1 protein-coding gene is annotated in these 16,958 nt (G+C 71.4%); it reads left to right on the top strand.

The window, feature by feature from the left end; genetic code table 11:
• The first annotated feature begins 81 nt into the window (after positions 1-81).
• Positions 82-16,929 (top strand): hypothetical protein, encoded by a 16,848-nt coding sequence (locus NM2_RS50525; RefSeq protein WP_218026108.1) that lies wholly within the window; start codon positions 82-84, stop codon positions 16,927-16,929.
• The last annotated feature ends 29 nt before the right edge of the window (positions 16,930-16,958 follow it).

Raw genomic sequence — 16,958 nt, forward strand, 5'->3', positions numbered from 1 at the left:
GTACCGCAGCTGCGCGCGCTGGCTTCCGAGCCGGACAGCGTGCCGTTGCCGGGGCTCGAACGGCGGGCGCGGGGCCTGGGAGTGACGGTCAACGACCATACGGTCGAGCAGGCGATCCGCGATCGGATCGGCGCGGTCGAGGAGCAGGGCCTGAAGGCGGTCAGGGAACTGTCCGGCATGCGTCGCCAGAGCCTGCACGGCGCCGATCTCCTGCAGGGGGGCACAGCTCGGATCAGCAACGAGCGGCTGCACGAACTGGCGGAAGAGTACGGCATCGATCCGGTGGACCGGAGCGATGCCGAAGTGGAGCGGGAGGTTCGCGCGGCCATCGGTCGGCGCGCAGCGGCTGGTCGGGAGCTCGCTACCGCCCGCCTGCGCGAATTGGCGGCCGAATACGGCATCGATCCGGCGGGCCGCAGCGATGCCGAGGTGGAGCGGCGGTTGCGGGTGGCGATCGGCCGGCGCACAGCGGCCGCCCGGGAGCAGGGCGCACCGGTGCTCGCGGAACTCGACCGGTACCGGGTGGCTGCGGCCAACGAGTCGATGCGCCGTGCGGAGGCGCAGGCCGCCGCCGAACACGAGGTCCTGTATCACCGGACCGGCCTGTCCGACAGAACTCCGCGAGTCATCGGCACCACGAATACCCATGTGCGCCATGGCAACGGGCACGCCCTCACCGTCGCGGGTGCGGCGGGCGGACGCGGCCGGTACGTCGGCGTCGGCGCGACCGACGATCCCGAGAGGCATCTGCCCGCCCTGCGGCGCCGGCGACTGGCCGCGCAAGGTTTCGACGACGCGGTGTACTACCGCGTTCAGATCGACGAGCACGGCCGTATCTGGGTCGGTGAGCACCGTCCGCCGGCGGAGCCGGTCGAGCGGCTCGGCCCCGCCGCACGGCCCGGTGACTGGACCCCGCAGGGCGAGGAACGGCGGTTCGTGCCGGAGAAGGGCAAGTTCCGGCGGAACCTGCGCCAGCTCGCCTACGACATCCGCCGGCTGACCAGTGCGGCGGACAAGAACTACGCCGAGTTGGTGCGCCGCGCAGAGGCGTTGGGCATCGAGACGGCCTGGCAGCTGAGTCCACATGAGCTCGAAACCGCCGTGCGGGCGACGGTTGCCGAATACCGCGCCCGCGCCGACGAAGCCTGGAACCGGACCGACGATGTGCCGCTCGCCGACCGGCCGGGACTGGCGGCCGAACGCAACCGCCTGGCGGACGAGGCGCTGTGGGCTCAGGACTCCGGTGACAGCCTGTTGTTGAATCTGGCCACCCATGACAACACCTATGTCCGGCCACGGGACCTGAAGGCCGCCGACACCGCGGTGCTGGCCGCACGGAATGTACTTGCCGCGCAAGGGGGTGTGCCGATCGGCCGGGACGGGCGCCCGGCACACCCCGGGCAGGAGGTGGCCCGGCTGATCACCGCGGCGGACGGCGCCAACCGGTTGATCGCGGTGTCGCCGGCGGCGCATCCGGATCACATCCTGGACCCGGCTACTCGGCGACTGCTGGTGGGCACCGGCGAGTTCGTCTTCCAGCAGGTGCGCGTGGATGCGCGGGGCCGGGTGTGGATCCGCGAATTGCGGGAACCGGAAGGCGATCCCGCCGAACTCGCCACGGAGCCGGCCCGCACGCAGGGGGCGACGCGGACTGCCGAAACATCGGCTCTGGGACCTCCCGACGCTCCGGACGCCCCAGTCGAGGAACCGGCGGAGGCGACCGCCACACTCACCCCCGAATCAGCCCAGCGCAAGCTCAATCGGCTGGTCCGCCGGCGCACGGCGAAGGTTGCCGACCAGGAGCGCTGGCGAAACAAGCTGGAGGGCAGGGCCGAAAAGTTTCCCGGCGCCAACATCTCGCGGGGCGCTTGGGCGGAGACGGTGCGCCGGCTGGGCGGCGAGACGACCGGATACACCCCCGAATACCAAGGGCTGGACTATGTTTCGCCAGGCGAGCGCGAGGACCTCGGCCCCGCCGAACTGGCCCAGCGCAGGGATCCGGTCGCCAAGCTGGGCGAGGCCGCGAACAACTACTACGAGCTGACCGACCAGATCCAGCAGATCGACGAGGATATCGCCGAACTGGTGCGCCACGGCGCCGCATACGATCCGGCGCAGATCGAAGCGGCCGATGGCCTGCAGGGCAAGCTCGCCGATCGGCACAAGGCCGCAGTCGATGCCGCCAAGCCGCTACGCCGGTCACTCGACGAGCTGGAGGCCCGTCGGATCGAGGCGCGGCGCAATGGCGATCCCGCCGCCGACGACCCGCAGCGGTCGCGGGAGCTCGAGCGGGCGCGGGAGGCGGTGGCCCGGGCCGATGCCGAGATCGACCGGCTCAATGATCAGCGCGCCTCCGCCTCCGGCGCGTGGCGTGATGCGGTGCGAGCGCATTGGCTGGCGGTCGACGTCGCGCCGGACGAAAAGGGCGAACGGCTGTGGCGCGTCAGCGCCAACGTGTGGGTCGACCGGGGCGTGCTCGACGCGAGCGGCGTTTTCCGCGGCGGCCGGATTATCGTCGTCACCGGTCGCGCGGAGCAGGGCAGCCTCGACGGCGCCGCGCACGACACCGTTCTGGCCGATATGCTGGCCCACCACCACTACCTGGCCCGGTTACTGGAGCGGCCGGGTACCGAGGTCGACTACCTGCGGGTAGTCGCCGATGCCGAACTCCGGACCACGACCACCCGCCTCGCCTCGCCCCAGGTGCTGCGCGACACGATGGGCCCGCGGAATCCGGACCGCCGGGCCATGCCGGTGACCGATCCCGTCGCCTGGCGGCGAATCATCAACGAAGCCACCGGCATTCCGACCGGCTCGGAGACCCGGTGGCGTCGGCCGGAGCATGATCGGGCCGCGGCCGAATTGGAGATGCTGACCCGCCACCCGTCGCCGCCCCGCACCCTGGCGCGCTGGCGGGATGCCGCGGGCGCATGGCACAGCACTCGCGAGGGGGAGGCCCGCGGCTTTCGCGCGTACCAGCCGAGGATCAAGCCCGGCACCAAACTGAACAAGATCTGGCAACCGAGTATGGACGGCTGGCGACTGCCGCCCAAGGGCTGGGCTCCGTTCGGCGGCGAGGACCGCCCGGGCCTGCGCGCGCGCCAGTACGACGAGAAGATGCCCGACGGGTTCAGCGGCGCGGTCGCCGTCGAACCATTCCAGAACATGGTGGAGCCGTGGCTGATCCACGAGATCTACGGCTACTGGCCGCAGATGAGCTACGAAGAATTGGAGAGCCTGAGCCCGGACGGTCGCGCCGAGGCCTTCTGGTTGCAGGGGCCGGGGCCCGGAATAGAGCCGCCGCCCGGCTGGAACGAGGAGGAGCACCACGATCTGCCCCTGCACGACGCGCTCTACAACGTCGGCAAGCGGTGGATCCAGATCGGCGAGGGCGTGCGCAAGCTGCCCTGGATCATCAAGCACTTCCACAAGAATCCGGAACTCGGTAGCCGTCGGCGCAATCGGTATTGGCTGCCGGACGGGGCGTTCGACCCGGATCACCCGATCCTGCGCAAGATCCCGATCGTCCGCAGCTACCGGGGCTACAAGGGCTGGAAGGCGCCGCGGCTGGATCTGCAACCGCCGCATGTGAGCTGGACCGAGGCCGAGCACGGACCGCACAGCGAGCTCGACCCGGTGGGGGCGCGGTTCTGGGAGCGTGACGTTGCTCGCTGGGCGCAGGTGCAGGCCTGGGCGGATCGTGTCATCGGCGGGTTCGCCGACGACACAGCGGATTCGGATGTGCAGCGGATCGTGGACCAGCTGACCGCGCCGCGCGACCCACTGCTGCGCAGCGGCGACGGCGGTTCGGTCTACGCCGATCTGCTCGGTTTCGTGCGCCGCCCGGACGGTACGGCCATCTCGCGTGCGCAGCTCGCCGCCGAGATCCTGCTGATCAAGCGGCACCTGATGATCAACAAGATGCGGGTGCAGGATCCCGCGAGCCCCGAGGGCAGGCTGATCGAGAAGCCCTACGACCGGCTGCCGCATGTGGCGGATGCGTGGTTGCGGCTGACCGGGATCGGCGACCTCGACGGTAGAACCCGGCCCTACCCGGAGGATCTGCTGCTGCTCGAGGACGCCCATGCCGAGGCGAATTACCTACGCACGCACCCCAACGCCACCTGGCATGAGGCAGACCAGCACGCCGAGAGTCTGGGCCACGACTGGGACACCAACCGCCGCCGATTGAGCGGTCAGCTCGTGCGTCGGCGCGGCCGGCTGTTCTACCCGGAGGACCTTCCCGCCGAACGCCCGTTGCGGCGGCGAACCTTCCCGTTCACCGGAAGGCGGATTCCGCTGCTCAGCGACCGCACGCTGCCGGTGGCGGCGTTGCCCTACGCGGTGGAACCGCAGTCGGACGAGCAGGACTGGCTGCCGCCCGCGGCCCGGCGTGCCGCCCGGATACTCGCCGAAACCGGTCTGCGCGAACGTTTTCCGGCGTTGCCGCAGGATCCGGTCGAGGCCCTGCGCGCGCTGGCGATCCAGGTGTTGCTCGGCGACGGACCGATACCCGCGTTGGACGCGGATCCCGCTCTGGCACTGGCGATCCGCGCCGGCACGGTCGAGAACTACACCGCCGCGAACACTCCGGAGGAGCGCGAGCGGTGGGCCGCGCTGTTGCATTACGTCGGCGCGTCGGCCGCGGACGGTCTCACCGAGCAGTTGCACGCGCAAGTGACGCGACAATTGGACGCGTTCACCGATCCGGCCGAGGCGGCTCGTGCGGAGCGGGAGGCCGCGCGGGAGCGGGCGCTGCTGGATTGGGCGCAGGCCGACAGGCAGCGGACCAAGGCCCGGCAGGAGGTTCTGAACCGGGCGAAGGGCCTGCCGGTCGATATCGCCGAACTGCTGTCGGACGACATGAAACGCCCTATGGCGCTGGAAGATCTGCTGGCCGAGGCCCGTAACCGCCAGCGCGTCGTCGGCCCCGAGACCGATGCGTACCAGGCTCGCGTGACCGCGCTGCACAATGCCGCCGAGGAATTCCACCGCCTCGATGCCCTGGCCGCCGATCTGTCCGAGCGGGTGCCCGCGGGCCGCGCCGCCGCCGAACCGGGCGACGCGGTGCGCGCCCCGGCCGCCCGGCGTGCCGAGATCACTTGGCTGACAGACGAAGTGGGCCGCTTCATCCGAGACCGCGAGGCCGCCAGGTCCGACATGATCGCGCGCCTGGAAGGCGTCCGGGTAACTGTAGAGGAGGTGCTGCACGACGACCTGAAACAGGAACCCGTGCGGCGGCGCGTATTCGAGGAGTTGCGGGCGCGCACGTTGCCCGCGGCCGAGGGGCTCGAATACGCCGAGCGGGTGTCGCGGCTGGAAGACGCCGTGCGGGCATATCATCGCGCCGATGCCCGGGTCACCGAGCTGGCCGGGGAACTGCGGCAGGCGAAGTCGCGTGACGCGGAGCTGTCGGCCGCCGAGGCCGCCGCCGGGCTTGCCGAGGGCGGCGGCGACGAGGGACCCGAATCCGGTTCGTCCCCAGTGCAATCCGGTACCCGGCCGCCGGGTGGCGGCGCCCCGCAGGCGATCGAGCCGCGGTCTTCGGGGCCGGTCGCGGAGCGGCTGCGCTTCAGTCATCGGGTGTGGGGCCCGGTGCTGGACGGGTTGACCGCCGACGAGCGCCGGGTGCTGGGTGAGTTCCTGGCGGGCAGAGGCGCCGGGCTGTCGCCCGAGGCGGCCGCCGTGCTGGACGAGGTGCTGGCGCGAGCCCCACTGCCGCACCGGGCGCTGATCAGCTTCGAGGGCGAACACGGGCTTTTCGGTTCGGCCGCAACGGGATCCGTGCACGAGGTGCCCGGATACCTGCAGGGCTTCCTGGGGAGGGTGTCGGTCCGCCCGGAGTCGAACTACCACCTCGAGCTCACGGTTCCGGAGGGCACACCGGCGCTGTTCGTCGGCGGCGCGGACCTGTCTCGGACCGGGCGGCTGGATTCGCCCAGGCTGCTGCTGGGCCGCGGGCTGCGCGTCCGGGTGGACGCGGTGCACGAGCAGGACGGGCAGGTCCGGGTGCGGGCCACCGTGGTGCGGACGGCCGAGCAGTCCGGCGAGCCGCGGGCCGCGGTATCGGCCGTGCCGCTGTCGGCCTATGAACAGCAGCTCGCCGCGGCCCAGGACGCCGAGCGCACCGCGCACGACCTGTTGCGTCTGGTCAGCCGGGCGATCGGCGTGGACCCCACGCTGACCGGCAACGACCTGGCCCGCGCGGCCGTGCGGGAGGTTGGCGCCGACTGGGAGCGGCTGCGGGCCGAGGTCAAGGCGGCGCGCGAGGCCGGCGACGTCGAGCGTCACCGGGAGCTGCGCGAGCAGGTTGCGGTCAACGGCCCGATCACGCAGGCCGTGGTCAAGACCACCAACGACTACTGGGAGGCGGTGTCGGCGCAGGAGAGATTGCGCGCCGAGGCACAGGCACTGGGCCTGGACCTGTCCGGGCCGGATGGCGTCGGCGCGCCGGACGAGCCGGTTCGGGGCCCCGACTCCGACTCCGGCGACGGAACCTGGGGTGTGGACGTGGCGGCCGACCCGCCGCAGGCCCGCGACGGCGAACCGGCCGATGGCGCGTCCCGCACGTCCGAGCAAGTGCGCCAGGCGCTGGATTCGCTGCGGAACCTGGCGTACGGCGGTGCGGCCACACCCGACGACTGGCTGTTGCTGCCACCCGACCCCGATGCGATCCCGGTGTGGGAAGTGCTGGCGCACACCGATACCGGCCAATGGGCCGCCGACATCCTGCGTGCCGCGGGAGCGTCGGTTCGATTCCGTGACGGCGGTAGCAGCCCGGGCGCGGGCGACTCCTTCGCGGGCCGCACCATGGACATCGGCGTCGACACCAGCGAGCGCAGCCAGCCTGCGCAGGCCGCGGCGGTGGTGCGGGCCGCTGCGTGGACGGAGGCGGTCGTTTCCGGGGCGGTCGAAGTGAATCCGGCGCGAATCCGATTGTTGGACAAGGCAACTCACATCGGCGCGCATGTGCGGGTGGCGGCGGTCGCGTTCGGCCGCGAGGCCGAGTTCTACCGCGAACTGGCCCGAGCCGGATACGACGTCGATTCGCTCGCGCACCAGGACTACATCGACCGCGTGCACAATGCGGCGCTGCGAGCGCGGTACCTGGCCGCTCACGATGCCGCCGTCGACGCGGCCCGGCAGGCGGAACCGGAGCTGCCCGAGGCGCGCCTGCGTGAGATCGGCCGCGCGGCGGGCGTGGCCGCGCTGCTGGCGGAACCGGAGTTCGCGCCGACGGAAGCGATCGAGGCGGCAGGGCGGGAGTGGGCCGCGGCCGCTGGGCTGCCCGACGCGACGGCGTTGCCCGAACATGCCCCGGCCACAACGGAATCCGCGCGGCGCCTCGCCGAACTCGTGCGCGAGCGGGCCGCTGCGGACCGCGGTTCGCAATACCTGGAGGCGGCGCTCACCCGCGCCTACGCGCGATTGCGGGCGGCGCTGCACATCCCCGATGCGGCGGTCCCCGCCACCCGAGCCGGGCAGCTCCAGGACGCGCTCGCGCGGGCCGCGCGAGCCCGGGTCGGTGCGAAGATCCGTGGCAGGGCCGAGATCTCGGCCGCGGCCGAACCTGTGGTCCATGCCGCGGCGCACATCCGGGCCGATCTGTGGCTGCTCGGTGATCTGATCGAGCGGCAGGCGCAGGTTCGTGCCCAGCTGGACCGGCTGAGTGACGCGATCGAGCACCAGGTCGAGCAGGACTCGGCGGCGCCCACGGGAGACGCCGTGGCGTCGGCGAGTGGCCGCCGACGCGTGGTCGTCGACGAGTCCGGCGTGGTCCGGGTGGATCGGGCGGCCCGGCCGGACGAGTCGGCCGACGCGCCGGAACCGTCGCCGAATGACGGCGCACTTCTTGGGACGCAGGATGATTCGCAGGTCGCGCCGGATCGGTCCGACATCGAGAAGGACGGGGAGGAAATCCGGAGCTGGACGGACACCGGGTGGTCGTGGGACATCTCCTCCTGGGCGCGGGCCGTCCTGCGGCGGCACGGGATCGGAGTGCGGTTCAGTACCGAATCCGACCCCGGGACAATCGGTTACGATCCCGCGACGCGGACCGTGGTCCTCGATCACGGAACGTCCCGGCACGCCCGCTCCCAGGAACTCGTCCGGGCGGCGGCGTTCATCGAGTTGTTGCCAGGCCCCGGCGAGCCGCCGGAGCGGTTGACCCTCTCGCGCGAGGACTTCGTCCGGCGCATGCTGGACCGTGAGTCCGAGGCGCTCGCCCTGACCTACGATCGTGCCCGGCGTCAGGCCACGGTCTTCCTGAACAACCGGATCCGTTCGGTGCGTGCCGAAGTCGCCGTCGAATACGGGCCGCTGGAGCAGGCCTACTACCAGGCGTACACCCGCGCGCTGCGGATCGCCATGCGGGAGTACGACCTCAGTCATGTGACACGGTCGGCGCAGGCCGCTGCCGCCCATCGCGCCGGTGTGCGAGCGGTGCGTGCTCGCCTGGGCGAGACCGGCCAGCGGGCGGGCGGCCCCCGGCCGTACTACGCGCAGAGTTACGCCGCCGAATGGGATCGGGCGCACGGCATCATGGCTACCGACGACCCCGTCGACGCCCGCCCGCCCGCGGACACCCCGCAACGGCGCGATCATCTCAGCCGCGAGTACGCCTTCGAGATCGAGCAGCTGGACACGTTGCGCGAAACCGGCCGGCGGGTTCCCGTCGGTCCGGCCGAACGGGCCTATCGTGATGCCTACGACAAGGCATACCGCAAGGCCGAGCGGGCAGCGCGGCGGTCGGCCGACGCACCCCCGCCGGAGCGGGTGGCCTACGCGGCGGGCCGCGCCGCGCTGCGCCGTCACATCGATCAGGAGGGCCCGGAACGCGCCGAGATCCTGTTCGATGTCGTGCGCGCCGACGGCGACGGGTTGGGCTGGCGCTGGTCCGTGCCCCGCCGCGACGAGGAGTCGGACGCGCCGGTCCTCGAATCTGCTGTCGCGCAAGCGGATCCGGTGCCGACGGAGTCCGCCGCAGTGGCCGACAGGTTGATCGACGCGGAACTGGCCGAGCACCCCGGCGGTGAACGGCTGACCGAGCAGATCGCGCGGATACCCGGCGTCGACGGCCGTCGCCCGCGCCTGATCGTGGTGGCCGCCGCCGGTGAACACCTCGATGCGCTGGCCGAATTAGCCGTGCGGCATCCCGAGCTGGCCGATGTCCAGTGGGACGAGTCGCACGTGCTCGACTACCGGCGGGTCCGGCCCGATCCGGACGACGGGTGGCGGCTCGAGCCGGTCGAAGCTCAGACGGCCGAGGGCATCTACCGCATGCCCAACCTCGAGCAGTCCCTCGGCCAGATGCTGGCGCACTATCTCCGGTACCGGTCCGAGGGCCGGATTCGGATCGGATTCGATGTCTGGCTACGGCAATTGGGCGAGGACACGTTCTACGTCAGGCGCTCCTCTTCCGAACAGCGTGGCGGCAAGCCACAGCTGGCCCCCAACTTCGTGGATATCGGTTACCGCAAGGCCCTGGCCGATCCGGACCTCGACCCGACTCATCCGGCCCATGTCGCCAGACTGCTGAAAATGCGTACCTTCGCGCTGCCGCCGATCACCGGACTGCCCGCGCGGGACGTCGTGGAGACCTACCTGAATCCGATCAGGCTGGACGGCATCTTCTACTTCAGCATCCATCTCCAGCGTGACGGCCACGGTGGCTGGCAGATGCCGCCGCCGGGTCCGGGCGGGTTGCCCACCGACGTGCTCGCCACATACCTGCCCGGCATGTCGGATTCGAGCCAGAAAAAACTGGCCCGACGCATAGAGGTACTCCTGAAAAACGGGTCGGCACCGCTGACCTCGGAGGATCACGGGGTCATGCACCGGCTCGTGCATCGATTGACGCCCGGCAGCGTTCGGCGGGGTCTCCAACTCGATTCCGGGGACCCGGAGCGGGGCGTGGATTCCGCCGCCGCGCCGCCGGGGACCAGCGGCCGGGACGGCGATCGGGCGGGCGCCCGCACACCGGCCGCGCAGCGCGTCGTCGTGCGGGATGCGCGCTGGGCGGCATACGACCAGCACGACCAACCCGAGCACTGGATCACCGAACTGCCGGACCCGAACCTGGTGCAGGTGTGGGAGTTGTTGTCACACACCGAAACCGGTCGCAAGCTGACCGTCATCCTGCGTGGCGTCGGTGCGTCCGTCCGGATCGCCGGGCCCGGGGATCACCTCGGCCCGGCCGACTCGTTCAACGGCCGCACCATGGAGATCGTCATCGATCCGGCAGGCCGGGATCAGATCGAGCTGGCCGTGGCGGTGGCGCGGATGGCGGCGCACGTCGAGGCGGTCACGTCCGGACTGGTCGAGGTGCTGCCGGAGCGTATCCGCGGGCTGAGCCTGGATGAGCATCAGGACGTTCACCGGCAGGTCGAGGCGGGCGCGTTCGTGCTGGAAACCGAGTTCCTGGGGGAACTGCGCGACGCCGGTGTCGACATCGCGCCGCTGACCCGGCCCGGCCGCGACACCGCCGAATACGCCCCGCGGCTGCGGGCGGCCTATCTCGGCGCATACGACGAAGCCGTCGCCGCCGCGCGCACCGACGGGCAGCAGGCGCCCGGCGAGATCGGCCGGGAGGCCGGTCTGCGCGTACTGCTGGCCGATCCCCGCTTCCGGTTGGAGATGATCGGCCGCGGCTTCGCCGAGACGCAGTGGCAGGCCGCGCAGCGGCCCGCCGAGGACGCGCAGATGCCCGAACATATTACGGCCACAACGCAATCCGCACGAGATCTGGCAGCGCTGGTGCGGGCGCACGCGGCGGCGCAGCGGCGGGTGCGTGCGCTGGAGACCGCATTCCACCGGGTGCACGAGAGGCTCCGGCACGGCTACGAGATTCCGGAATTCAATGTGCGCGGAACGATCGCCGAACGGGCGGCGTATCTGGTCGGGCTCGAGCGGAGCGGGCTGTATTTCGTCGGTGACAACAAGCACGCCGACACCTGGCTGGTCGCCGAGCTGGCGCACCGTCATCAGCGGGCGGCCGCCGAGTTCGACCGGATCGCCGCGGGCCTCGCGGACCGGATCGGGCTCGATCTGCTGGCGCGGTCCGGACAGTCGCTGCCCGACGGCCCGTTGCGGCCCCGCGATCTGGTCCTGGTCGCCGTCGACGACTCGGGCGTGCCGCGGGCAACCGCGCGCCCGGACCCCGAGGCCGCGCGAGGCGACTCCGAATCGAATCGGAACGAGGCGGGGGATCTGCCGCCGGTGCCGGCGCATCCGGCGCCCTGGCGGGACGCGGCATCGCTGCTGAGCCGGCTGACCCGCCGGGGCTACGGCACGCAGATCGAGACGTGGGCTGTCGAGGCGCTCGAATTGCACGGCGTGCAGGTGCGTTTCAGCACCGAGCCGCGGCTGCGCGTGTTCGAGGGACTGGGCCGCGCATTCGCCCGGCGCGGGCCCGGCGGCTACGACCCGGCAACCCGCACGGTCGTACTCGACCACGACATGCTGCCGGCCCAGATGCGCGCGGAATTGATCCGGGCCGCGGTCGAGGCCGATCTGCACCCCTCGGACGGAGCTCCCGCGCGGTTGACCCGCTACCGCGACGAATACATCGCGCGCATGCTGGACCGGCAGGCCGAGGCGCACGCCCTGGCCTTCGAGAACACGCGCCGATCGGATCCGGAGCTGTTCGGGGTGCGGGATCCGTTGATACTGAAGTACATCGAGGCCCATGCGGCGGCACTGCGCATCGCGCGGGACGCGTACGGCTCGGCGGTGGACGAGCAGTCGCTGGAAGCCGCCGCGTATCGGGCGGGCGTGCGGGCGGTGCGTGCCCTGCTCGATGTGGAGGGCGTCGCGCCGACGGTGGACGGGCTGCGCTACCGGGCCCACTACGGCGCCGAATGGGATCGGGCACACGGGATTCCGGCCGGGCCGGACACCGTGGAGTTCGACCCGTCCGCCGACACCCCGGAGCTGCGCGATGAGCGCAGCCGCCAATACGAGCTGGAGATAGCGGGATTCCGCGTACTGCGCACATCGAGCCGGCCCATTCCGGTCGGCCCGGCCGAGCGCGCCTACACCGACGCCTACGACAAGGCGTTTCGGAAGGCCGCGCGCGCGGCGCAACGCGCGGCCGACGCCCCCGCACCCGAACGTGTCGCCGCCGAGGCGGGCCGAAAGGCATTGCGGCGCTACATCGATCGAGTCGGGGCCGGACCGGCCGAGATCGCCTTCGACGTGGTTCGCGCTGCCGGTGACACCGACGGATCACGTTGGGGGCGACCGGTTCTCGAGGTCCCGGACGATTCCCCGCGGCCATCGCCCGAGCCGGACCGGGCGGCGGTCCGGGCGATCGCGGTGCGGGTGATCGACAGGATCGTGGCGACCGTCGCCCCGCACCGCAGCGCGGAGCGACTCACCGAGTCGGTGGCCCGGATCTCGGACTGGGACTCCGACAGTCCCCGGCCGCGCCTGGTGGTGGTGGCCGGGCGGGGCGGGCATGTCGACGCGCTCGCCGAATTGGGTGATCGCCACCCGGAACTCGCGACGGTGCTGTGGGACCGGACGCACGATCTGGAATATCGGGTGGTCGAGCCCGGCCCGGGCGGTGCGCTCGAGGTGCGCGCGATCAGTGCCTACGCGGCCGAGGGGCCCTACCGGGAGCCGGACCGGGACGACTATCGGGGGCAGCTGCTCGCTTACTATCTGCGGCATCGCGACGCCGGGGACATCCGGATCGGTTTCGACGAGTGGCTCGGACAACTGGGTCCCGAGATGTTCACCCCCGCGGCCACGAAGTGGCTGGCCGGAACCGACAAGCGGCCGCTCGCCCAGGGCATCCGCGGGGATTTCCTGTACCACGCCTACGTGCTGACCCTGTCGGATCCCGCACTCGCGCAGCCGCATCCGGCCGATGCCGCCCGCGGCCTGCATATGCGGCACGTGCAACTGCCCGAGCGGGAATTGCACCCGGAGCGCGATCCGGCGTTCTACACCCGGCACGAATTCATGACCGGTCCAATGAAATTGGAGGTGTGGCTCGAGCGCGACGGCCGCGGCGGCTGGCGGGTACCGGCTCCCGGCCCGCGCGGCGACATGTCCGACGTGGTGTCCCGCTACCTGCGGGGCATGGCGGACCGTGACCCGAGACGCCTGGTGGATCGGATCTCCGCGGTGCTGCGCAACGGCAAGACCGCCCTGACGCCCGACCAGCGCGGCCCGCTCCGCCGGGCCACCGACAAACTCATCGGCCGCGACGACGGCCCGGAGCGGGGCCAGGATGCCGCCGCGCCGCCGGATCGCGCGCAGCCGAGCGGCGACGACCGGAATTCCGGCGTACCGTCCGTCTCGCGGCCGGATTTGCCTGTGGCCCACCGGATCCCGGTCGACGACGAGTGGTCGAACCTGGATCGCGCGGGCATCGTCAACGAGCTGAAATCCCGGTTCGGGCCGGATCCGGCGCGCGGCCATCCGGGCCTGGAGGTGCACGGGTTCGACGCCGACATCGATCCGAACACCCTGCGGGAGTACGCGCGAGCGGTCGACGCCGTGCTCTCCCGGCACGGGCAGGTCGATGTGCGGCGCATCGATATCGCGGAGTTGGCGCGCGACCATGCGCAGGCCGTGTGGCGCAAACGGCCCGACGGCACCTTCTTCGCCGAATCCATCACGCTGAACCGGCATTTCGCGACGCACCCGGAGGAACTGCGCGCCGCCATGGACAGCGCGGAACGCACCGGGTTCGCCCCGGCGGGTGTCGCGCGGCGGCCGGTGTTCGCGCGGATCGTGCACGAACTCGGCCACGCGCTCGACTACGCAGGCGGCATGCGGGCGCGGGCCCTGGTCGACAGCACACTGCTGACCCACTATGCCGCGACCCGTACGCAAGTCGACCTCGCCGAGTATCTGACCTGGCTGCGCCAGCTGAGCGACTACTGCTTCAGCAACGGAATTCTGGAGCCGCGCGAGGCGCTGGCGGACGCCTTCCTCGACGTCGTGCTCAACGGCGATGACGCATCCGAGCCTTCGCGGGTGCTGTACGAACTGCTGCTGTCGGAGGCCGGTTCGTCGCCCGTTGCTCCCGGTCCGATTCCCTTGCTGCACATCGAATCTGGCCGTGGCGTGACCTCGGCGTCGCGAGCCCCGTCACCGGGAGAGGCAGCGGGCACGGCGGGGCAGCCGGTCGCGGTTTCGCGCCGGCCGGGCCCGCAGGTGCTCCATCAGCTGAGCGCGGCGCGGGCGGAGGTGGAGCAACTGGCCCGGCAGCGGGCCGAACTCACCGCGCAGCTACCGGCTCTGAACGCCGCCGTGGCCGATGGCGACGGGCGAGCGGTTACCACTCGGAATACGCTGCGCGAGAAGATCTTCGCGATCACCGACGCGATCACCCGGTTGGCGGGCCCGGACTACCTGGCCGCACGTGGTGCGCGCGTCGATGCGCAGCATGCCCCACAGGTCGGCGTCATCGATGGCGAGCCACCGCGGATCATCGTCGTCGGACGCCGGTCGGCCGGTCCCAGCGGCTCGCCACACGGCGCACTCCTGCGAGATGCCCTCCCGCACGTCCCCGGACTGGCCGATGCGCTGGCACATCCGGACGTGGCGCTGGAGTTCGTGCGGCTGACAGTGGATTCGAACGGGCAGGCGCACGTCGCGCCGCTCGAAGCGCCGACAGCGGCGGAAGTGCGATTCGAATCGGCTGGGGCACAAGAGAAAACAGAGTCTGGTGCCGAGCCGCAGGCGACCGGTGAGGTGGTGCCCGGCAAGCAAGCACCGCCCGCGGAACAGTCCGCTACAGGTACTGTGCCCCAGCCCCAGCCCCAGCCCCAGCCGGGCGGGACGTCGACGGTTCAGGAGCCGGAGGAAGCGGAGTCGCCCGATGCCGAGCCGCGGGCGGCCGGTGAGGTGGTGCCGGGCAAGCGGGCACGGTCCGGGGAGCAGTCCGGTGCGGGGAGTGTGCCCAAACCGAAGCCCCAGCCCCAGCCGGGCGGGACACCGACGGTTCAGGAGCCGGAGGAAGGGGAGTCGCCCGATGCCGAGCTGCGGGCGGCCGGTGAGGTGGTGCCGGGCAAGCAGGCGCGGTCTGGGGAGCAGTCCGGTGCGGGGACCGTGCCCAAACCGAAGCCTCAGTCCCAGCCGGGCGGGACGTCGACGGACGAAGCGGAGTCGCCCGATGCGGAGGGGGACGGTTCCGACGGGCCGCCGATACCGCCACGCCGGATTCCCATACCAGGTGCGGGTTATGGCGGTGCGGGCGATGGTGACGACGATCCCGAGCGTCGTCGGCTGCTGTACGTCCCGCGGTACGTCCCGCCGCAGTACCAGTACAACTGGCCGAATTTCCAAGCGGCGCAGCCCACGTTGCCCACCCCGACACCTGTTCAGCCGCCTCCCGCGCAACCGCCGCCATCCCAGCCGCCACCCGCGCAACCGACACCTGTTCAGCCGCCTCCCGCGCAGCCGCCGCCTGTGCAGCAGCCGCCTGTGCAGCCGCCGGAGCCAGGTAGCCCCCAACCGCCGCATCATGACGGCCACGACCATGGCCATAGCCACGGCCATGACCACGATGGCGGCCACGGTCACGGCCACGGCCACGGCCACTGCCACGATGATTATCACGACCACCACGACCACGGTCACGATGGCGATAACGGCCACGGACACGATGGCGATAACGGCCACGGCCACGGACACCACCACGGTCATGGTGGCGATCACGGTCACGACGATGGTCACGGGCATGGTCGCGATGGCGGTCCCGGTCACGACCACCACCACGGCCACGGCGGCGATCACGGTCACGATGGCGGTCCCGGCCACCACCACGGCCACGGCGGCGATCATGGTCGCGGCCACGGTCACGATGGCGGGCACAGCCGCAATGGCGATCACGGCCACGGCCCCGGTGGCGATCACGGCCACCATCACGATGGCGATCACGGCCCCGACAACGGGGCACACCATCCGCCTTACCAGGGTAACGGCTGGCCACCCGGCAGCATCCCCACGCACTCCAACGGGCACTCCGAACCGACTGTGCCGCAGCAGATGCCAGCAATTCCGAGTGTGCCGCAGTTGCCCGCTCAACCGGGTGTCCCGGGATGGCCGCAGCAGTCTCCGGACGGTTCTGGGCAGTACAGTCCCACCGCCCCAGGGTGGAACGGCCAGCCGGGGAACCCGTCCGTGCCGCAGGTTCCGAATGGGGCCGGGGGCGCGCCCGCACCGTGGGGCCCGACCGGCGGGTGGCCGGACCAGAGGGGTCCGGGCGATGGAAAGCCCTGGCAGGGACCGAATACACCACAGGGCCCGATTGCGCCAATGCCGAAGGGACACAACGGATTGGACTCATGGTCGAGGTCCGTCGCACCGGGGCCGGGGCATACGCCCGGGTGGCTCGGATACCACGAGGGTTCGGGCGCGCCGCCGCAGGAATGGTCCGGATCGCCTGTATCCCAGGACAATTCCCCTGCCACGGGGTACCCGCCCGTCTACCCGCCCCCGGGCGGTGCGATGCCGCCCGCGTCGAACGGAAACGGGGCATCGAGCCACCCGGGCCGCCACACACCTCCGCAGCCGCCCGCTCCGGTCACCCTGTTCCTACAGCGTTTCGGCGGCTCGAGCGAGTGGGCCGAGCTGGACCCGGCCACCGGCACGCTGCACGCGGCGGCGATGCTCACCGGCGTGCCGAGCGGCATATTCGGTGACATCGGGGGTCGGCTCGCGCTTCTCTACCGGGAGCGGGGCCGGCTCGTGCTGCGGCTGGGCGAACTGGTGGTCGATGTGGACGACCTGGCCGTGATCGTGCGCTGGGCGCGCACCGGTCGGCACCACAGCGTGTTCACGGTGACCTACGGCGGTACTCCGATCGGGGAGGTCCGCTACCGTAACCTGGCCCCGGACCTGGATCTGGGTTTGGCGATCCGTGACGTGCTCGACAACCCGATTCGCAGATCTCAGTTCTTCGCCGGCTGACCAGCCGACCCAGCATCATCATCGGAGGC

The organism is Nocardia miyunensis NBRC 108239 (assembly GCF_001613065.1).
Taxonomy (GTDB): domain Bacteria; phylum Actinomycetota; class Actinomycetes; order Mycobacteriales; family Mycobacteriaceae; genus Nocardia; species Nocardia miyunensis.